The sequence below is a fragment of the Flavobacterium niveum genome (genome assembly GCF_055231775.1).
On the sequence record NZ_JBUYSX010000011.1, the window covers coordinates 1 to 20069 of the forward strand.

At 45.9% G+C, this 20069-nt stretch carries 16 protein-coding genes; 11 read left to right on the forward strand and 5 right to left on the reverse strand.

Annotated features, from left to right (window positions below):
• Positions 1-53: 53 nt before the first annotated feature.
• Positions 54-2684 (reverse strand): cyanophycin synthetase, encoded by a 2631-nt coding sequence (cphA, locus tag ACZIX4_RS19705; protein ID WP_463337373.1) that lies wholly within the window; start codon positions 2682-2684, stop codon positions 54-56.
• 246 nt (positions 2685-2930) lie between these two features.
• On the opposite strand from cphA, the gene ACZIX4_RS19710 reads away from it, so the two are divergent.
• From ACZIX4_RS19710 to ACZIX4_RS19730, 5 genes are all read left to right on the forward strand, one after another.
• Complete coding sequence (locus tag ACZIX4_RS19710; RefSeq protein ID WP_463337374.1) at positions 2931-3872, forward strand: cyanophycinase; 942 nt, start codon at positions 2931-2933, stop codon at positions 3870-3872.
• A 167-nt stretch (positions 3873-4039) separates the two neighbouring features.
• On the forward strand, positions 4040-4882 hold the full coding sequence (locus ACZIX4_RS19715) for an isoaspartyl peptidase/L-asparaginase (protein ID WP_463337375.1): 843 nt from the start codon (positions 4040-4042) through the stop codon (positions 4880-4882).
• Positions 4883-5036: 154 nt separating this feature from the next.
• Positions 5037-5657, forward strand: coding sequence for a hypothetical protein (locus ACZIX4_RS19720; RefSeq protein ID WP_463337376.1), 621 nt, complete (start codon positions 5037-5039; stop codon positions 5655-5657).
• A gap of 70 nt (positions 5658-5727) precedes the next feature.
• A complete protein-coding gene (locus ACZIX4_RS19725; protein WP_463337377.1) occupies positions 5728-6024 on the forward strand; it encodes a type II toxin-antitoxin system HigB family toxin in 297 nt (98 codons plus the stop codon).
• A gap of 2 nt (positions 6025-6026) precedes the next feature.
• Complete coding sequence (locus tag ACZIX4_RS19730; RefSeq protein WP_463337378.1) at positions 6027-6386, forward strand: helix-turn-helix domain-containing protein; 360 nt, start codon at positions 6027-6029, stop codon at positions 6384-6386.
• Between the two features lie 202 nt (positions 6387-6588).
• Here ACZIX4_RS19730 and ACZIX4_RS19735 read toward each other — a convergent pair whose 3' ends face one another.
• Positions 6589-7263, reverse strand: a complete 675-nt coding sequence (locus tag ACZIX4_RS19735) for a hypothetical protein (protein ID WP_463337379.1) — start codon at positions 7261-7263, stop codon at positions 6589-6591.
• 317 nt (positions 7264-7580) lie between these two features.
• On the opposite strand from ACZIX4_RS19735, the gene ACZIX4_RS19740 reads away from it, so the two are divergent.
• The 5 genes from ACZIX4_RS19740 to secA all read left to right on the forward strand — a co-directional run bounded on the left by ACZIX4_RS19740 (position 7581) and on the right by secA (position 14502).
• Positions 7581-8723, forward strand: a complete 1143-nt coding sequence (locus ACZIX4_RS19740; protein WP_463337380.1) for a DUF4476 domain-containing protein — start codon at positions 7581-7583, stop codon at positions 8721-8723.
• Between the two features lie 483 nt (positions 8724-9206).
• Positions 9207-9908 carry an ABC transporter ATP-binding protein gene (locus ACZIX4_RS19745; protein ID WP_463337381.1) on the forward strand — a complete coding sequence of 234 codons (702 nt, stop codon included), beginning with the start codon at positions 9207-9209 and terminating at the stop codon, positions 9906-9908.
• A 114-nt stretch (positions 9909-10022) separates the two neighbouring features.
• The gene (locus ACZIX4_RS19750) at positions 10023-10595 is read left to right on the forward strand and encodes a cob(I)yrinic acid a,c-diamide adenosyltransferase (RefSeq protein ID WP_463337382.1); all 573 of its coding nucleotides are present in this window, start codon (positions 10023-10025) and stop codon (positions 10593-10595) included.
• A 202-nt stretch (positions 10596-10797) separates the two neighbouring features.
• Positions 10798-11019 carry a DUF2795 domain-containing protein gene (locus ACZIX4_RS19755; protein WP_002986941.1) on the forward strand — a complete coding sequence of 74 codons (222 nt, stop codon included), beginning with the start codon at positions 10798-10800 and terminating at the stop codon, positions 11017-11019.
• 105 nt (positions 11020-11124) lie between these two features.
• Positions 11125-14502 carry a preprotein translocase subunit SecA gene (secA, locus tag ACZIX4_RS19760; protein WP_463337383.1) on the forward strand — a complete coding sequence of 1126 codons (3378 nt, stop codon included), beginning with the start codon at positions 11125-11127 and terminating at the stop codon, positions 14500-14502.
• 152 nt (positions 14503-14654) lie between these two features.
• On the opposite strand, the gene ACZIX4_RS19765 is transcribed toward secA, so the two are convergent.
• Positions 14655-16523, reverse strand: a complete 1869-nt coding sequence (locus ACZIX4_RS19765) for an ABC-F family ATP-binding cassette domain-containing protein (protein ID WP_463337384.1) — start codon at positions 16521-16523, stop codon at positions 14655-14657.
• Between the two features lie 167 nt (positions 16524-16690).
• Between ACZIX4_RS19765 and ACZIX4_RS19770 the strand changes: the two genes are divergently transcribed.
• Positions 16691-16969 (forward strand): DUF7683 domain-containing protein, encoded by a 279-nt coding sequence (locus ACZIX4_RS19770; protein WP_463337385.1) that lies wholly within the window; start codon positions 16691-16693, stop codon positions 16967-16969.
• Positions 16970-17066: 97 nt separating this feature from the next.
• Here the strand turns inward: ACZIX4_RS19770 and ACZIX4_RS19775 are convergent, their stop codons facing one another.
• Complete coding sequence (locus tag ACZIX4_RS19775) at positions 17067-18317, reverse strand: dipeptidase (RefSeq protein WP_463337386.1); 1251 nt, start codon at positions 18315-18317, stop codon at positions 17067-17069.
• A 560-nt stretch (positions 18318-18877) separates the two neighbouring features.
• On the reverse strand, positions 18878-20065 hold the full coding sequence (locus tag ACZIX4_RS19780; RefSeq protein ID WP_463337387.1) for a DUF1624 domain-containing protein: 1188 nt from the start codon (positions 20063-20065) through the stop codon (positions 18878-18880).
• Positions 20066-20069 lie beyond the last annotated feature (4 nt).

Here is a 20069-nt window from a genome sequence, read left to right on the forward strand (position 1 = left end):
TATGTTAATATAAAAAAAAGGGGCAGTTCATTATTAAGCCCCTTTTTCTGTTTCTATTGGTTTTGTAAAGCCTCTTCGTTTTCCAGGTCCAGGTAGCCCTGTACCACCTGTATGGCATTGGTTACCACATCGCTCAGCGCTACAATAAAGCTACCGTCTTCGGCATTTTGTATGGCGTGTTTTATGGCTTCGGTTTCCTTAGGTATAATTTCGTAGGTAACGGCTTTTCCGCTTAGCGCAAAGCCTTCCAGTATAAGCCCGTTTATGTTTTCCTCAGTACGGCCGCGCAGGTGTTTTTCATTGCGGATAATCAGATGGTCAAACATGCGTGCGGCTATGGTGGCGCAGTCACGTATATCCTGGTCGCGCCTGTCGCCCACACCCGATATGATACCGATTTTTCGGGTAGCCTCTACATTTTGCAGGTAATCCTCCACGGCAAGGTAACCGGCAGGGTTGTGTGCAAAATCTATCAGTACCTTAAAGTTGCGGAACTCAAAAATATTCATACGGCCCGGCGTTTGCGCAGCACCCGGTATAAAAGTTTGCAGCGAAAGGCTGATGTCTTCGGTCTTAAAGCCCCACAGGTACGATGCCAGGGTGGCGGCCAGTACATTGGCTATCATAAACTTTGCCTTTCCGCCCAGGGTAAGCGGCACATGCATGGCCTTGTCTATACGTATTTTCCAGCTGCCTTTTTTTATAGTGATGAAGCCGTTTTCGTATACCGCAGTTACGCGGCCTGCCTTGGCTTCCTCCAGAATAAACGGATTTTCCTCATCCATACTGAAGTAAGCTACGTTGCACTCCAGTTCCTTACCTATCTTAATGCACTCAGGGTCATCGCCGTTCAGTACTGCCCAGCCGTCTTTCTTTACGCTGCGTGGTATAACGCGCTTCACACGGGCAAGGTCGTCTATGGTATGGATATCGTTAAGGCCGAGGTGGTCTTCCTGTATGTTGGTAATGATACCAATATCACAGCGGCTAAAGCCAAGCCCCGAACGCAGTATACCTCCGCGGGCGGTTTCCAGTACGGCGAACTCCACTGTTGGGTCTTTCAGTATGTATTCCGCGCTGAACGGGCCTGTAGTATCGCCCTTTTCCAGCATGTGGTTTTGTATATAAATCCCGTCAGATGTGGTAAATCCCACACGGTAACCGTTGTTCTTTACTATATGTGCCAGCAGGCGGGTAGTGGTAGTCTTACCATTGGTACCCGTAATAGCGAATATAGGGATGCGGCTCGGTTTGCCCGGCGGGTACAGCATGTCTATAACCGGGGCAGCCACGTTGCGCGGCAGGCCTTCGCTTGGTGCCAGGTGCATACGGAAACCCGGTGCGGCGTTTACCTCAAGTATTACACCACCGTTTTCTTTAAGCGGCTCGGTAAGGTTTTCGGCCATAATGTCTATACCGCACACATCAAGGCCTATTACACGGCTGATGCGCTCGGCAAGGAAAATATTTTCGGGGTGCATCAGGTCGGTCACATCTACCGATGTTCCGCCGGTACTCAGGTTGGCTGTAGATTTCAGGTATACGATTTCGCCTTCGGCAGGTACCGTGTCAACAGTATAGCCTTTCTTTTCCAGCAGGTCGGTAGTGTCGCGATCTATGGTAATTTCCGTCAGTACATTTTCGTGCCCGTAGCCACGGCGCGGGTCCAGGTTTTCTATGTCTATAAGCGCCTGTATGCTGTGTATGCCGTTGCCTTTAACGTGGGCGGGAACCCTTTGGGCGGCAGCCACAACTTTATTGTCAATAACCAGCACACGGAAATCAAACCCGGTGATGAATTTCTCTACAATCACGCGGCTGCCGTATTTCTGAGCAAATTCAAGCCCGGCTACGGCATCCTCAAAGGTTTTTACATTTATCGATGCTCCTTTACCGTGGTTACCGTCCAGTGGTTTAAGTACTATAGGGTAGCCTATTTTTTCTATGATTTGCTTCAGGCCTTCTTCAGTGCTGCATATACCGCCGTTTGCCACAGGTATAGAGGCTGCTTCCAGCATGCGCTTGGTCTGCTCCTTATTACAGGCAATGTCTACGGCTATATGGCTTGTTTTATTGGTAATCGTAGCCTGGAAACGCATCTGGTTGATGCCGTACCCAAGCTGTACGAGGGAATTAGTGCCCAAGCGAATCCACGGTATATCACGTGCTACGGCCTCTTCTACAATACTCCCGGTACTTGGGCCAAGGCGGTCGCGTTCGCGTATGCGGCGCATTTCCTGTATGTCGGCATCCAGGTCGTATTCGGTGCCGTCTATCAATGCTTCGGCTATGCGTACCGATGCCTCTGCGGCGTAGATACCCACGTTTTCCTCCACGTAGCTGAATACTACATTATAGGTGCCGGGTGTCTTGGTTTCGCGCGTACGCCCAAAACCGGTTTCCATCCCCGCAAGGGTTTGTATTTCGAGTGCAATATGTTCTATAACGTGCCCCATCCAGGTGCCGCGCTCTACACGGGCAAAGAATCCGCCCGGCACACCCTCGCTGCAGCGGTGGCTGTACATGCTGGGGATAAGCGCCTCTATACGCTCGCGGAACCCCGGTATGGTATTAGTGGGCGACTGTTCTAATTCTTCAAGGTTAAGGCGCATCTGGACCAGCTTTTTGCGCTTTACGCTCCAAATGTTGGGGCCTTTCAGGGCCTGGATCTTTTCAATTTTCATAATCGGTGTGCAGGAGATAATTAGTTAATTTTTTGGCGCTTATGATTTTATAAATCTCCGAAATTTACGGAAATTTAACACAAAACACAAGCTTTGTGTTTTAACGAAAGAAAATTAGTTAAAAAAATTAAGTTAAACCGCCCTGTTGCTGAAAATTTTTTAACCAAAAACGGTTGCGTAACATTGTGGAAAGAAATAATTAACCCAGCCGCCGCGTTATTAGCATTTTAACGTACTTTTGCACCTATGAATAATGTAAAGGGAAAACTAATAATTATAGGTGGGGCGGTTGATAAAGGCAGCTTCACCGAGGTTTCTTACGACCAGAATGTAGCCAACAACCTGAATTTTTTTGAGACCGGTATTATGAAACGCATCATACAGGAATCAAGATTAGGCGAGCAAAGCCGCATAGAAATGGTGACCACGGCTTCGGTAATACCGCGCGAGGTGGGGCCTGAATACATAAAGGCTTTTGCATACCTGGAAGCCAAAAACGTAGGCGTACTTTACATAGAAAAACGCGAACAGGCACACGACCCCGAAGTGCTGGCACGACTGCGTGCTGCCGATGTGGTAATGTTTACCGGCGGCGACCAGCTGCGCCTTACCTCAATTTTAGGCGGTACCGAATTCCATGATATACTGCTGGACAAATTCCAGAACGAAGATTTTATATACGCCGGTACCAGTGCGGGTGCTGCGGCTGCGAGCAATAATATGATTTACCAGGGCAGCAGCAGCGAGGCCCTTCTTAAAGGCGAGGTAAAAATTACCAGCGGCCTTAGCCTGATACAGGACGTAATTATAGATACGCATTTTGTGCAGCGCGGGCGTATAGGCCGCCTGTTCCAGACGGTGGTGGGCAACCCGCGTACCATAGGTATTGGCCTGGGTGAAGATACCGGCCTGCTGATTACCGGAAACGGGCGTATGGAAGCCATAGGCTCAGGCCTTGTGATTATTGTAGACGGCCGCCAGATTAAGGATACCAACCTTACACAGGTGGAACTGGGCAAGCCCATAAGCATAAACAACCTTGTGGTGCATGTAATGAGCATGTACGATACCTACGACCTGCATACGCACCAAATGGAGATACGCAATTCGCAATACGCCCTGCCGCTTATGGTGGAGCAGGATAGCGATAATGCCGACCCTAAGGTAAGTGCGGACGACAGGGAGTAATTTTCTATTTTGAATTTTTTATTTTAAATTTTGAATTGAGCTTCACTCAAGTATAATGTCGGAACGCTCTGTCATTGCGAGGTACGAAGCAATCTCATTTTGATAATTAGTAAGATTGCTTCGTCGTGCCTCCTCGCAATGACGGGGCGTTATCATAAACAATCCTTATGAAAATAATCATTCACGGTGGTTTTTTCAGTGAATCATCAACCGACCTGAAAACGAAAACGGCCAAGCAGGAAGCGCTTACGGCTATTGTAAAACAATCGTACGAATACCTGAAGTCGCATACTGCTGCCGAAACCGTAGTGTATGCCGTGAGCCTGCTGGAAGACGATGTGCTGTTTAATGCCGGTACGGGTTCGCAGATACAAAGCGACGGGCAAATACGCATGAGCGCCGCCCTTATGGACGGTACTACACAAAAACTAAGCGGCGTTATCAATATACAAAACGTAAAGAACCCTATACAGGTGGCCCAACAGCTGATGCCGTACGATGACCGCGTGCTGGGTGGGGAAGGGGCTATTGCCTTTGCCCGTAAAAACGGTTTTGCCGAATTTAGTACCGAAACCCCTGAACGCCGTGCCGAGTTTGAAAAGAAACTTGCCGCGACAGGTACAGGAACTGTGGGCTGTGTAGCGCTGGATGCCGATGGTAAAATTGCCGTGGCTACCTCTACCGGAGGTAAGGGTTTTGAAATGGTAGGGCGTATATCAGATTCTGCTACGGTGGCGGGTAATTATGCCAATGCTTTTTGCGGTGTAAGTTGCACCGGCGTAGGGGAAGATATTGTAAGCAATGCCACTGCCACTAAAATCGTTACCCGCGTTACCGACGGCATGCCGATTTGCGATGCCTTTGCCAAAACCTTTGGGGAACTAAAGCCTTACGACGGTTTTGCAGGGGCTATAGCCATTGATGCGCAGGGCAATATTTGCCACAGGGACTCACACCCGAGTATTGTATTTGCCAGTTTTGACGGGGAGAATGTTGAGGTTTTTGGATAGATTTTTGGACTTCTTGGATGGTTAGATTTTTAGACAGAAGATGATAGACAGATTGTATATTGTTTACTTACATCCAAATAACCAAATGGCCGAATTACCAAATAACCCTTGCATCGAATCACCGAATTACCAGATAACCGCATAACCTAAAAAAATGAGTTACTTATCGTTCCTTTGGAAATCTACTAACGACCACGGCATCCATTCGCCGTTTGTGTACTCATTTATAAGCACGGCGTTTTATAACGGCCACCAGCTGCCCGAACTGAAAAGGGCTGTGGGTTCAGTAGCGCTGGATAAACAAGCACTGCAAACGCTGTATAAAATCATTGTCAACAAAAAGGCGTTTAAGCTACTGGTTTTGGGCGATAATGCAACTGCCGTTACTGATACCATACGCAACGTAGCCGAACAGAAAAACAGCCAGCTATGGTTTTTTTCGCCACTGGCCTCAGTGCCGGGCGGGCTTGATTTGGGTATCATTACCGGTACAAACCGTCAGGCTGTAACGGAGCAGCTGCACCGCCTGCAGGAAGACGTAAACCAAAACAGCATCATCGCTATACCTAACATACATGCCACACCACAAATGGAACAGGCGTGGGAAGCCATTAAAAACGACCCAAATGTTACGGTGACAATAGATACCTACCACCTCGGGCTTGTATCTTTACGGAGGGGCCAGGCCAAACAGCATTTTTACATCCGCCCGTATAAGTCGTTTTTTACCGATGCGCTGCTGGGTGCACGGAGGTTGTGGGGGTTAATAGGGTAGTTTTGTTTTGAAATTCAGGACAGTGTTTTTAATTTCAAAATATTTTATATCTTTACAGTAAAGAAAAAAGATGCGCATAGTCACTTTTAAGCGGATAAAAGAATTTTCTGAACAACATGCCGATGCTGAGACACCTTTGCACTTGTGGTATCATACAGTGTCGTCAAGAGAATGGGATACACTTAATGACATCAGGAAGGATTTTAATTCAGTCGATTATGTAGGTAATCATCGTTTTGTGTTCAATATAAAAGGTAATAGCTATCGGTTGGTTGCTATAATTTCATTTAATGCTAAAAAGGTATATATCCGTTTTATAGGTACACATGCAGAATATGATAAGATTAAGGATATTAAAAATATTTAGCCATGATTCATACTGAGAAAGAATACAATGCGATAGCTGAAAGGATAGAAGTTCTTTTACAGGATTCGGAAAATATCGAAAACGAGGATGCGCAAGGCTTCATAGAATTAAACATATTGTCTGACCTTGTAGCTGATTATGAAGAAAACCATTTTCCGGTTAAAAAACCTACATTGGTAGAAACAATGAAACTCCGCATGCATGAACGAGGATTGAACCAAAAGCGCTTGTCTGAGCTTTTAGGTGTCAGTACCTCCAGGGTTAGCGAGTACCTTACCGGGAAAAGTGAACCAACTTTAAAAGTAGCACGGGATATAAGCCAAAAACTGGATATAGACCCGGTGATTGTACTTGGCGTTTAGACTTTCTGGATAGTTAGATTATTGGATTTTTAGACTACTTAGAATGTTAGACTTCTTAGACTGTCTACAATCTTATATTTAATAGATCATGTTTTCTAAAAATCCAATAATCTAAGAAGTCCAACATTCTAAAAATCCGCAAAATAAAAAGGGCACGCCATACAGCGTGCCCGGGGCAATAGAATTGAATAATAAACCCTTATTATTTCTCAGCGTCTTCCTTAGCATCTTTATTTTCTTCGCCTTTTGCGGTTATGCGGTCCCATTTAAACATAGGGGCAAATTTCAGCTTAATGGCGGCAATCTTGTTGTTGTCTGATCCCGAAAGGCCTTCTTTCTCTACTGTGTTTTTACGTGCATCAAGTGCCTCGTACCAGGCTTTTATCTTATCCAGCTCCTCACGAGAGTAGGATTCCCTGTTGGTTTTAAAGTTGTCGTAGAAGCTTTGGTATACATTAACAATGTTGTCTTTGTTTACCCATGCAAAGCTTTTATCGTCGCCCACTACCTTACCGGCACCAAACAGCGCATCGGCTACGGTATTACCGGCAGCAGCAGTTTTTTCCTGGGCCACTTTAACCGATTCTACCTTAATAGAATCGTATTTTGTTTTAGCATTTTGGATTTTTTCGCTGGTTTTCACATCATTTTCCAGTACGGCAAGCGACGAATCGGCCTTAGCGGTCATTACTTCATACTCGTTTTGTATGGCTTCCCAGTTGGCAGCCCTTTCTTCAGCTGCAATATTGTTAACCGAGTCTATAAAGGCTACATATTGGTCTACTTTTTTCTCGGCATTCATTTTAGCTTCATCTTTACAAGATGTCAGCGAAAGCGCCCCAAGGGCTACTACCGCCATAATACTGAATTTTTTCATGGTTACTCTGTTTATTTTTGTTGTTACTTACAGGTAAAATTAGCTATATCTAAAAAATACAAATGTGTTGTTAAGAATACTTTATATTATTTAAGTATGTTTTAGCATTTTTAGCAATATTTTAAAACTTTAAGAAATACGTGTTTAATAAGTTTTTTAAGGGTGTAACCCTTGTGAATACAGGGATTTATAACATTTGGGTATGCCGTATTAGGTTAAATTAACATTTTTGGCACGCAACTTGTTTTTAATAAATCAGGAATTAATACTTTTACTGCCAAAAAATTGAAAGGCCTTTAAACAAACACTTAATCAACATGAGAAAAATTACCTTACTATTGTTTGCACTGCTACTGCAATCATTTGTTGCACTGGCACAGCATTACCCTACCGGGAACCTTACCGTGTATAGCGAAGACGGCAGCCCGTTTTACCTGATACTGAACGGCGAACGCTACAACGACAAACCACAGACCAATGTGCGTGTAGAAATGCTGCCCGACCCATACTACAGCTGCAAGATTATATTTTCTAACAACCGTATACCGGCTATAAGCAAAAACATTCAGCTAAGCGATGTAGATGATTTAATGCAGGACGTAACCTACCGCATAAGAAAAGACAAGAAAGGCAGGCGTAGCCTGAGGTTTTATTCGCAAAAGCCTGCTGCCCAAAATATGGTAAGGCCACAACACTGTGCCGTATACCATTATGGCCACCCGAATGATATGTACATAGGCCCTGATGGCACTGTGTATCATGAAGAGGTAACTACCACTACTACATATAACGACGGTTTCGGTATGAACGTAAATATGGGCGGTGTGGGTATGACGGTTAATGTACCGGGCGATAACGTAACCACTACTACAACCACTACCACAACTACCACACAAGGCGGTTACCAGCAAGGCGGCAATTATAACAATGGCGGCTATAATAACGGCAATGGCGGTTACAATAATGGTAACGGAAACGGCTATAACAACGGTAATGGTGGCTACAACAATGGTAATGGCAACGGATATAATAACGGTAATGGCGGCTACAACAATGGTAACGGCAACGGATATAATAACGGAGGCAACTACAACAATGGTAATGGTAACGGCTATAACAATGGCGGTGGCTACAATAACAACAATAATAATAGTAATGGTGGATGCCGTAATGCTATGGGCAATGCTGATTTTGAAGCGGCTGTAAGCACCATTAAAGGCAGCAGCTTTGACGATACCCGTGAGGGCACTGCCAAGCAGATACTGTCTAACAATTGTATGAGTACCGACCAAATCATCAGCCTGATTAAGCTGCTTACCTTTGAGGAAAATAAACTGAGCCTTGCCAAATATGCCTACAACTTCTGTGTAGACCGCAAGAGCTATTTTAAGGTAGCCAACACGTTTACCTTTGATGCATCTAAGCAGGAAATGAACGAGTTTCTGCAGGGACAGAGGTAATTCGGACCTGTTGGATTTTTAGATTTTTAGACTTCTTAGAGAAGGCGGATATATTAGAGGATTGGATTTTTGGAATGTTATGTTCTGGAAATCCAATTTTTTTATGTCTAAATCTAACACACCCCTAACCCCTCTCAAGAGGGGAACTGCCACTCATACCCTTTAAGCTACACTCAAACTAAGCAACATTTTTTATATCAGAGTGAAGCTGTTCCCCTCTTGAGAGGGGTTAGGGGTGTGTGAAAAATCCAACAATCCAACAATCCAAGCAGTCTAACAAATCCAATCAATCCAACAATCTAAGATGTCTAACCTTCCAACAATCCAATAATCCAAGTAGTCTAAAAATCTAACAACCCTAATTGTAACACCTGCGCCATAATTGCGTCTAATGCTTACGGCGGGTACAATTGCCGAATTTGGGGCAATTAGTGTAAACCGTGGCGAAACTTTAGTAATTTTAAAGCGCAATAACCAGTAACAATGTCTAAACCGATTATAGAAATAAAAGACATCACCCGCAATTTCCCGCTGGGAAGCGAAATTGTACGGGTGCTGAAAGGGGTAAACCTTACCATAAACAAAGGCGAATACGTAGCCCTTATGGGGCCTTCGGGTTCCGGGAAAAGTACGCTGATGAACCTGCTGGGCTGCCTGGATACGCCAAGCGGCGGCAGCTATGTGCTGAACGGCAAAAACGTTAGCCACATGAGCGACGACGAACTTGCCGGTATACGCAACAAGGAAATAGGTTTCGTTTTCCAGACGTTTAACCTGCTGCCGCGTACCACTGCTTTAGACAACGTCGCCCTGCCCATGATATATGCAGGCTACAAAAAGCCCGACCGCAATGCACGGGCTACTGAGGTGCTTACCCAAGTGGGACTTAATGACCGTATGGACCACAAACCAAACCAGCTTTCGGGTGGGCAGCGGCAGCGTGTGGCCGTGGCAAGGGCATTGGTAAACCATCCTTCTATAATACTGGCAGACGAACCTACGGGCAACCTGGACAGTAAGACTTCGGTAGAAATCATGAAGCTGTTTGGCGACATCCACGCCAGCGGCAATACCGTAATCCTTGTTACCCATGAGGAGGATATAGCCGCCTATGCACACCGCGTTATCCGCCTGCGCGACGGCGTTATAGAAAGCGATAATGTAAATCCTAATCCGCATAAATAGTTGTTGGTTGTCTGTTGTTAGTTGATGGAAGCTTCACTCAAACACATTACAAGATGAGTAGGCTTCAATCTGAGTAAGGCCAACAACCGACAACCAACAACCGACAACTAAAAAATGAAAGTATACACAAAAACCGGCGATAAAGGTACCACGGCCCTGTTTGGGGGTACGCGTGTGCCGAAGCACCACATACGCATAGAAAGTTACGGTACCATAGACGAGCTTAATTCGTACCTGGGGCTGATACGCGACCAGAATATAGCTACATCGTACAAGAAAATCCTTGAAAAAATACAGGACAGGCTGTTTACCGTAGGTGCCATATTGGCAACGGCGCCCGATAAGGCAGTTTTAAAGAACGGCAAGGAACGGCTGAACATCCCGCTTATATCGGAGCTGGATGTCCAACTCCTTGAAAACGAAATAGACAATATGGAAAGCACGCTGGAACCCATGACGCATTTTGTACTTCCGGGGGGGCATACAACCGTGTCATATTGTCACATAGCACGCTGCGTATGCCGCCGTGCTGAGCGTTTATCGGTACATTTATACGAGTTGGAACCCTTTGATGACAACGTTTTGGCATACATAAACCGCCTTTCTGACTACCTTTTTGTATTGGCACGGAAGTTGTCCAAAGATTTGGGTGCCGCAGAAGTAAAGTGGATACCCGAGAAGCTATAACGTTTATAATCGTAGTTTAGGGTTGATGGTTGCTGATGCAGGTGCAGAAATGTGGTGGATAAGCAGCATTGCGAGAACTGTAAATAGTAAATTTTCAGCTTATAACCCGAAAACGTTCTTTAATTTTAATAAAATAAGCAAAATTTTACTTGACTTTTTCAGTAATAAATTTATTTTTGCATAAACTTTAATCGTTTAGAAGATGTATTGGACATTAGAATTGGCATCTTATTTAAGTGATGCCCCGTGGCCGGCCACTAAAGACGAGCTGATAGACTACGCCATAAGGACCGGCGCTCCGCTTGAGGTTGTGGAAAACCTGCAATCTATTGAGGACGAGGGGGAAATATACGAGTCTATGGAAGAAATATGGCCGGATTATCCTACAGACGAAGATTATCTTTGGAACGAGGATGAATATTAAAAGCACAAAATAGATCAAAATGGAAAAGTCTCTTTCAGGAGGCTTTTTTTTTGGTTAAATTTGCCGCAACATCAGTATAAAACAAGTAATTATATACATACAATAATGAGTTTAATTAACAGCATACTTAAAGCCTTTGTGGGCGATAAGTCGCAAAAGGACATCAAGGCGCTGCAGCCGCTTGTTACGAAGATAAAATCGTACGAGGGTGCCCTTGCACAGCTTTCGCATGACGAGCTCAGGGCAAAGACCGTATACTTTAAAGAAAGGATACAGGAAGCCCGCGCCGATAAAGACGCTAAGATAGCCTCTTACCTTAAAGAAGTGGAAAGCACCCAGGATATAGATGCACGCGAAGACATATACGCGTCTATAGATGCCCTTGAAAAAGAGGCATACGATATCTCTGAGAAAACCCTGCTGGAACTGCTTCCTGAGGCTTTTGCCGTAGTTAAGGAAACTGCACGCCGCTTTAAGGAAAACAGTAGTATAACCGTAACCGCTACCCCTAAAGACAGGGAATTTAGCGCTACAAAGCCATACGTTACCATAGAAGGCGACAACGCCGTATGGGCTAACCAGTGGAATGCCGCAGGTAAGGAAATTACCTGGGACATGATTCACTACGACGTACAGCTTATAGGCGGTATAGTACTGCACCAGGGTAAAATATCTGAAATGCAAACGGGTGAGGGTAAAACCCTTGTGGCTACGCTGCCGCTGTACCTTAACGCACTTACCGGAAACGGTGTGCACCTGGTAACGGTGAACGACTACCTGGCACGACGCGATAGTACGTGGAAGGCTCCGTTGTTTGAGTTCCACGGTATGACGGTAGACTGTATAGACAATCACCAGCCGAACAGCGATGCACGCCGCCGCGCTTATGCTGCCGATATTACTTACGGAACAAACAACGAGTTTGGCTTTGACTACCTTAGGGATAACATGGCGCACTCGCCGGACGACCTGGTACAGCGTAAGCACAACTTTGCCATAGTGGATGAGGTTGACTCGGTACTGGTAGATGATGCCCGTACGCCGCTTATCATTTCGGGTCCGGTGCCTAACGGTGACCGCCACGAATTTAACGAAATGAAGCCAAAGGTAGATAACCTTGTAAGCCTGCAACGTACACTGCTTAATGGTGTTTTGGCAGAATCTAAAAAACTGCTGAAAGAAGGTAAAACCAAAGAAGCGGGCTTCCTGCTGCTAAGGGTTCACCGTGGTTTGCCAAAAAACAAGGCGCTTATTAAATTCCTTAGTGAGGAAGGCGTAAAGCAGCTACTACAAAAAACAGAAAGCCAGTACATGGCCGATAACAACCGCGACATGCACAAGGTTGACGAGGCGCTGTACTTTGTTATAGAAGAAAAGAACAACCAGGTAGAACTTACCGATAATGGTATACAGTTCCTTTCTCAGGATACCGATAAGGATTTCTTCGTACTTCCGGATATTGGTACCGAGATAGCCAACATTGAAAAGAAAAAGCTGGACAAAGAGCAGGAAACCGAGGAAAAAGAAGCCCTTTTTGCCGATTTCTCTGTAAAAAGCGAGCGTATACATACCCTTACGCAATTGCTTAAAGCATATACCCTGTTTGAAAAAGACACCGAGTATGTGGTGATGGAAAACAAGGTAATGATTGTAGACGAGCAAACCGGCCGTATTATGGACGGTCGCCGCTATTCAGACGGCCTTCACCAGGCGATAGAAGCCAAGGAAAACGTAAAGATAGAGGCTGCTACGCAAACCTTTGCCACCATTACCCTGCAAAACTATTTCAGGATGTACAACAAGCTTGGGGGTATGACGGGTACTGCCGTTACCGAAGCGGGTGAATTCTGGGAAATATACAAACTGGACGTTGTAGAGATACCTACAAACCGCGGCATAGCCCGTAAAGACCATGACGACCTTATCTACAAAACCATGCGTGAGAAATTCAATGCAGTTATTGAAGATACGGTGCAGCTGGCACAGGCAGGCCGTCCGGTGCTTATAGGTACCACATCGGTAGAAATATCAGAACTTTTAAGCCGTATGCTTAAAATGAGGGGTATTAACCACAACGTACTGAACGCGAAACTCCACAAAAAAGAGGCCGACATTGTAGCCGAAGCCGGTAAGCCGGGTGTGGTAACCATAGCTACCAACATGGCAGGCCGTGGTACCGACATTAAGCTTACGCCGGATGTTAAGGCTGCGGGTGGACTTGCCATTATAGGTACAGAGCGCCACGACTCACGCCGTGTAGACCGCCAGCTTCGAGGCCGTGCAGGCCGCCAGGGCGACCCGGGAAGCTCGCAGTTCTACGTATCGCTTGAAGATAACCTTATGCGTCTTTTCGGTTCGGAAAGGGTAGCCAAAGTTATGGACCGTATGGGCCTTAAAGAGGGAGAGGTTATTCAGCACGGTATGATGACCAAGTCTATAGAGCGTGCGCAGAAGAAGGTGGAAGAAAACAACTTCGGCCAGCGTAAACGCCTACTTGAGTATGATGACGTAATGAATAAGCAGCGTGAAAACGTATATAAGAAAAGGAAGCACGCACTGTTTGGCGACAGGCTTAAAGTAGATATTGCCGACATGATGTATGATATGGTAGAAACCATCGTATCTAACAACAAGCCGGTACGCGACTACCAGAACTTTGAGTTCGACCTTATCCGTACGTTCTCTATGAGTTCGCCGGTTTCTGAAGCAGATTTTACCAAGCTTTCTGAGCAGGATCTTTCTGCTAAAGTATACAAGGCTGTAGCCGAAACCTATAACAGTAAAAACCACCACAATGCTTCTGAAGCGTTTGTAGTGATTAAAAACGTATACGAAAACAACAACGGCCAGTACGAGCGTATCGTGGTTCCGTTTACAGACGGTATCAAAACCCTTAACGTAGTTACCAACCTTGAAAAAGCGTACCAGACCGAAGGCCTTTCGCTTATAGACGACTTTGAAAAGAACATTACGCTTGCCGTAGTAGACGAAGCCTGGAAAAAGCACCTGCGCAAAATGGACGAGCTGAAACAATCAGTACAGCTTGCCGTACACGAGCAGAAAGACCCGCTTCTTATTTACAAAGAGGAGGCGTACAAGCTGTTCCGTAAAACGCTTACCGATATTAACCGCGAGGTGATTTCATTCCTGTTTAAGGCGAACCTGCCACAGCAGAATGTAACCAACATTCAGCAAAACAGGGTGCCTGAGCCGCCGAGGGAGCAGTACATAGAATCTAAGGAGGAGGTACTGAACACCGAGGAGCAACTGGAAAGAAGGGCACGCGAAGCCGCTGAGAAGCAAAACCAGCAGCAACAGGCCCCGGTAACAGAAACCATAGTAAGGGATGCCCCGAAAATTAACCGTAACGACAACGTAACGGTGAAGCACATAATGAGCGGCAAAACCGAAGTTATGAAGTACAAAAAGGCTGAGTCCCTGCTGAATACAGGCGAGTGGATCCTTACAAAATCTGAAGAGTAATTACTTTAAGATATAAAGCAAAAGCCCGGAACACTAATGTTCCGGGCTTTTTTGTTTTTTAGTTGTCAGCTGTCAGCGATTAGCTTTCAGCCATCAGCTACTGTAAACTGAGACTGCGACTGTAAACTTATTCCCCTTCGGGGGTTAGGGGGCTACTCCATCTTCGCGCTAAGCTCAAACCAGCGCTCCGTTTTGATTTCTATGTCGTTCAGTACCTTTTGCAGTTCGTCGGCTTTTGCGGCAATGTCCTTATCGGCTATGGTGCCGTCGCTAAATTGCTGCTCTATCTCCACCTTCTTACGCTCCAGGTCCTTTATTTCTTTTTCTATCTTGTCAAATTCCTTTTGCTCGTTAAAGCTAAGCCCGGCCTTTACGTTATTCTGTTTCCAGTTTTTTTTGTCGTTACCGGCATCGGCTTTTTTGTCGTCTTTGGCAGGTTCGGCGCTATCCTCGTAGCTACGCCAGTCGCTGTAGTTACCCGGGAAATCCTCAATTTCGCCATTACCACGGAATACGAACATATGGTCTACAATCTTATCCATAAAGTAACGGTCGTGGCTCACCACAAGCAAACAGCCCGGATAGTCTATGAGGAACTGCTCCAGCACGTTTAGCGTTACAATATCAAGGTCGTTTGTGGGCTCATCCAGTATCAGGAAGTTAGGGTTCTGTATCAGCACCGTACACAGGTACAGGCGTTTCAGTTCGCCACCGCTAAGCTTTTCTACATAATCGTATTGCTTTTTGCGGTCAAATAAGAACTTCTCCAACAGTTGCGCCGCCGAGAGCATCCTGCCTTTGGCAAGCGGAATGTACTCACCGTATTCCTTAATGATATCTATGACTTTCTGTTCCGGTTTCGGGTTGATACCGCTTTGGGTATAGTAACCCAGCTTAATGGTATCGCCCACGATTACCTTGCCGCTGTCCGGTTCCATAGTGCGGGTAAGCAGGTTCAGGAACGTGGTTTTGCCCGTACCGTTTTTACCAATGATACCAATGCGTTCGCCGCGCTTAAAGTTATAGTTAAAGCCGTCTACAATTTTCTTGTCGCCAAAGGTTTTGCCCAGGTTGTGCAGTTCCACCACCTTGCTGCCCATGCGCTCCATATTGATTTCAAGCTCTATCTGCTGTTCCTTGCGGCGGCTGTGGGCCTTTTCCTTAATCACGTAAAAGTCGTCCTGGCGGCTCTTGCTCTTGGTAGTTCGTGCCTTAGGCTGGCGGCGCATCCAGTCCAGCTCCTTTACGTAGAGGTTCTTGGCCTTGTCTATGCTCGCACTTTCGGCAGCCAGGCGCTCCTCCTTTTTTTGCAGGTAGTAGCTGTAATTGCCTTTGTATTGGTACAGCTTGCCATTGTCCAGCTCTATGATTTCGTTGCACACACGCTCCAGAAAAAAACGGTCGTGCGTTACCATAAACAGCGTCATGTTTTCCTTGGCGAAGTAATTCTCCAGCCACTCAATCATCTCAAGGTCAAGGTGGTTGGTAGGCTCATCCAGAATCAGCAGGTCGGGCTTATTAATCAGGATGATGGCCAGTGCCAAACGCTTCTTTTGCCCCCCCGAAAGGTTTTTTACCTTCAGTTTCAGGTCGTCCAGCTTCAGCTTAAAGAGGATTTGCTTGTACTGGGTTTCAAAATCCCATGCGTTGTGCAGTTCCATCTTCTCGAACGCCTTTTGATAGGCCTCTTCATTTTCAGGGTTTTCCAGCGCCTTTTGGTATTGCTCTATTACCTTCAGTATGTCGTTGTCGCTGGCAAAAATGCTTTCCTCAATGGTCAGTTCGGGCTGTAGGTTAGGCTCCTGGCTCAGGAACTCCATTTTGATTTCCTTGCGCATTACCACCTGTCCGGCATCGGGCGTGTCCTGCCCGGTAATGATTTTAAGGATAGAGGTTTTCCCGGTACCGTTCTTGGCCACAAAGGCTATCTTCTGGTCTTTGTTGATACCAAAAGAAAGGTTTTCAAACAGGGTGCGTTCGCCAAACGACTTGGCTATATTTTCTACTGAAAGGTAATTCACAGTTACAAAGTTTTGTGCAAAAATAACCTTTTAATTATCAATTACGAATTTCAAATTACGAATTAGGAGGGATGTAAATCAGGGTATTTTTTTGTTTGACACGAATAACATGAATTGGCTCGAATGTTTTGTATTTTTGGGCTAAACCAATCTTAAATACTATGTCCATGTATACACGTGAAAATCTTGAACGCACAATAACCTACATACAGGTATTCTATCCTGATGGGGAGCAAATAGAAGAAGAACATGATATTAGCTATGTACCTCTTGAAAATTTATTGAAAGTGTTTATGCCTGAACCTGAAGATGATTACGAGTTGGTTTGGGCATACGCTATAAATAAAGAGCAATCTGTATTATTGAATAGTTTTCTCAAAGAACCTTTAGATTTTGATTTCGAAAAGTTTGAGTATGCCATGCAACGGTATGGGGTATATAAGTGATAGCTTAGGCAATAATTTTATTAGCCACGAATTTCACAAATTAGCACAAATTTTTCTTTTTGTAATTATGGAAATTTGTGAAATTCGTGGCTAAAACTTATCCCTTAACAGCATCATTAAACACCCTGCAGAAATTACCGCCGCCTATTTTGGCAATCTCATCTTCGGTAAATTTCTCTTTCAGCAGGGCATCCACCACAGTAAAATAGAAACCGGTTTTTTGATCGGCCCAGGCTTCGTTGGTACGTTCGCCTATGCGTTTGCCGCCGGGTCCTCCTTGTGGTTTACCGCCGTCTTTTTTATCGCCTTCCGGTTTTCCCTGCGGCTTGTCGCCCTCTTTAGGCTGGCCTTCGGTTTTTTTGTCGCCACCGGGTCCGCCCCATTTGTCATTGGGCGAACGGTAAGCCGGGGTAATCTTGGTATCGGTACCAATGCACACATGCTCTATACCTGCAGCATTCACCATGGCGCGTACGTTTTTAGCAAACTCCAGCGGGGTATCGGCCAGGTGCGTCCATACGCCAATCACGCCGCCGGCATCGGCCACAATCTTTGCCTGCTCCTTACTGATGAGCCTTGGGCGCATCATTTTTGCCATAAACGGGTTGCTGCCCAGCTGGGTGTCCAGCCCCGTATGGCTGATGAACATTGGCGTAGTGCTGACTTTTAGTGCGGCGTCTATAGTGGCATTGCTGGCATGCGCCAGGTCTATTACTATGCCCAGGCGGTTGCATTCGGCTATGGTATCGGCGCCCAGTTTGGTAAGGCCGCCGTATTTCGGTTCGTTGGTATATACATCGCCCAGCGGCACCGAAGCATCGTTGTCGTGCAGCAGCCCCAGGTGGCGCAGCCCGCGGTCGTAGGCGGTTTGTACGCGTCCGGCATCGCCTTCAAGGAAGTGGCAACCCTCAACCGACTGTATTATAATAGGCTGTTTCGCCTTTTTGGCAGCGGTAAGGTCGGCCATGTTTAGGGCGCGTTTCATTCCGTTGTCCTTCAGCATTACATCCATGGCATCGAGCCCGGTTATAAAACGGTTGTAGGCATCGCCGGGGTTTACCAGCTTCTGGTAATCCACGGCAAACGTAGCACAAATGGCCGATAGCCCCGATTTTTTCAGTTCGGCTGTAAGGTCGGCTTTAGGGCCGGGCAGCTCGGCAGCATTTAGTGGCACATCTACGTGGTTGTGCGTATCTATGCCCATGGTTTTTGCCACAATGGCAGCTACCTTCGGGTCTTCGTTTTCCAGCGCCCAGCCCAGGTACGGGTTTAGCGCCATAAGGGCGCCCGTGCTGGCCACCGAACCCAGGAATTTGCGGCGCGACCATTGGTAATCATAAATTCCCATAATCAGTTATAGTTTTCAGGTTAATGTGTGGTGTGTTAACCCGTTTATGACTGCTGATGCGGGAAATGGTTTAATACCGTTGTGAATTATTGTACAAAGTTACGGGATGTTTTTTGCCAAAGTACTGAAGGTATTTGTTCAGTAGTTGGTTGTTGGTTGTTGGTTGTTGGTTGTTGGTTGTTGGTTGTTGGTTGTTGGTTGTTGGTTGTTGGTTGTTGGTTGTTGGTTGTTGGTTGTTGGTTGTTGGTTGTTGGTTGTTGGTTGTTGGTTGCCGGAAGTACGCATACACATTTTTACCACGCAAAGTACTGAAGGTACTCATTCAGCACTCTAAAACTATAAACCATGAACCATAAACAATAAACCTCCTCAAAGTACTGAACGCATTTGTGCAGTAAAATTGTGGAATATTCGAAATGCCTCCTGTGGAAGTTTATTTTGTAATATGTTTGTTTTTAGTGGTTTAAAAATATTCTGAAAGTTTAATAATACACAGAAAATCGTATTTTTTTGTACAAAAAGTGGAATATTCGAGCGATTTTGAGCCGAAATGTTAAAGTTTACAGGTAGCTGAGCCACCATTTTTTGTTGGCGGTTTTGTAACGGTCGTACCATCGTGACGGGAAGTAGCACAGCACCAAAACCAGCAGCCACATCAGGTAGACGTATCCCAAAGAAAACCCGAAGTTTTCGTTTGGCCTGAAGGCAAATTGCTGCGGCAATGAGAACAACTGCCCGAGGGTATATCCTTGGGCGAAATACACCACAACACACAGTAAATGAATTACATACACGTGCAGCAGGTAATAGAAGAATGGCACCCGCCCGAAGGTGTTCATCACCTTCCAGAAGCCCTTAACCTGCACGTTTTCAAGGGCTGCCAGCACCAATAGCGACGGTCCCAGCGTAATGCACACATACATTAGCGACGGTGGATATTTTGTAACGTTAAGTATTGATAATAAGGTGAATATGCTGTCTTTCTGCGATTTCCAGTGGCTTGGGTCGCCATAGCCGTTTGCCAGCCTCAGGGCAACGAACAACACTATAAGCCCCAGCCCGGTGAAGGCAAGTAAACGCTGTCGTTTTTCGGGGCTAATGCGTTCGCTTTCAAACCATTTACCTGCGCCGTAGCCCAGCAGCATTACGCCCGTCCACGGCAGTATTGCATAGGCGCTCAGCACACCTATTGGCCCCACATGGTATAACGTAAAATCAGTGAACATCAGGAAGTTAGAAGCCACATAAAGCTCTTCGTTTATCGGTTTGTAGATGTCGGTAAGGTTGTGCAATAGTGTGATAGCCAGTCCTGTAGCTACAATGGCCGGGTAGGGCAGGCGTATCAGCGCCGCGAGGAATACCATGCTCCACCCGATGGCCCATATCACTTGCAGGAACACGAAATTAAAGTAGATATTGAAGCTCCACCCGAAGTTTACCAAAGTCAACTCCATGATTACCAGCCATAAACCCCTTGTGAGCAGGAATTTGCTCAGCTCAGGTTTACCCTTCCTAAGGCTTTGCAGGTAGATGGACAACCCCGACAGGAACACAAACGTGGGCGCACAATAATGGGTTATAAATCTGGTAAAGAACAAGATAGGTGTTGTGGTGGCAAGGTCGGTAGGGCTTTGGGTTACAGCATCCAGGTGGAAATAATCGCGGGTATGGTCCAGCGCCATTATGGCCATGATGATACCGCGCAGTATATCAATGCTTAGTATACGCTTTTTTAGTGTTTGCTCCATATAA

Coding starts and splice junctions, on each gene's coding strand:
- ACZIX4_RS19750 (WP_463337382.1), top strand. CDS start 10,023: ATGAAAGTATACACAAAAACCGGCGATAAAGGTACCACGGCCCTGTTT.
- ACZIX4_RS19755 (WP_002986941.1), top strand. CDS start 10,798: ATGTATTGGACATTAGAATTGGCATCTTATTTAAGTGATGCCCCGTGG.
- cphA (WP_463337373.1), bottom strand. CDS start 2,684: ATGAAAATTGAAAAGATCCAGGCCCTGAAAGGCCCCAACATTTGGAGC.
- ACZIX4_RS19775 (WP_463337386.1), bottom strand. CDS start 18,317: ATGGGAATTTATGATTACCAATGGTCGCGCCGCAAATTCCTGGGTTCG.
- ACZIX4_RS19770 (WP_463337385.1), top strand. CDS start 16,691: ATGTATACACGTGAAAATCTTGAACGCACAATAACCTACATACAGGTA.
- ACZIX4_RS19725 (WP_463337377.1), top strand. CDS start 5,728: ATGCGCATAGTCACTTTTAAGCGGATAAAAGAATTTTCTGAACAACAT.
- ACZIX4_RS19710 (WP_463337374.1), top strand. CDS start 2,931: ATGAATAATGTAAAGGGAAAACTAATAATTATAGGTGGGGCGGTTGAT.
- ACZIX4_RS19720 (WP_463337376.1), top strand. CDS start 5,037: ATGAGTTACTTATCGTTCCTTTGGAAATCTACTAACGACCACGGCATC.
- ACZIX4_RS19745 (WP_463337381.1), top strand. CDS start 9,207: ATGTCTAAACCGATTATAGAAATAAAAGACATCACCCGCAATTTCCCG.
- ACZIX4_RS19740 (WP_463337380.1), top strand. CDS start 7,581: ATGAGAAAAATTACCTTACTATTGTTTGCACTGCTACTGCAATCATTT.
- secA (WP_463337383.1), top strand. CDS start 11,125: ATGAGTTTAATTAACAGCATACTTAAAGCCTTTGTGGGCGATAAGTCG.
- ACZIX4_RS19730 (WP_463337378.1), top strand. CDS start 6,027: ATGATTCATACTGAGAAAGAATACAATGCGATAGCTGAAAGGATAGAA.
- ACZIX4_RS19715 (WP_463337375.1), top strand. CDS start 4,040: ATGAAAATAATCATTCACGGTGGTTTTTTCAGTGAATCATCAACCGAC.
- ACZIX4_RS19780 (WP_463337387.1), bottom strand. CDS start 20,065: ATGGAGCAAACACTAAAAAAGCGTATACTAAGCATTGATATACTGCGC.
- ACZIX4_RS19735 (WP_463337379.1), bottom strand. CDS start 7,263: ATGAAAAAATTCAGTATTATGGCGGTAGTAGCCCTTGGGGCGCTTTCG.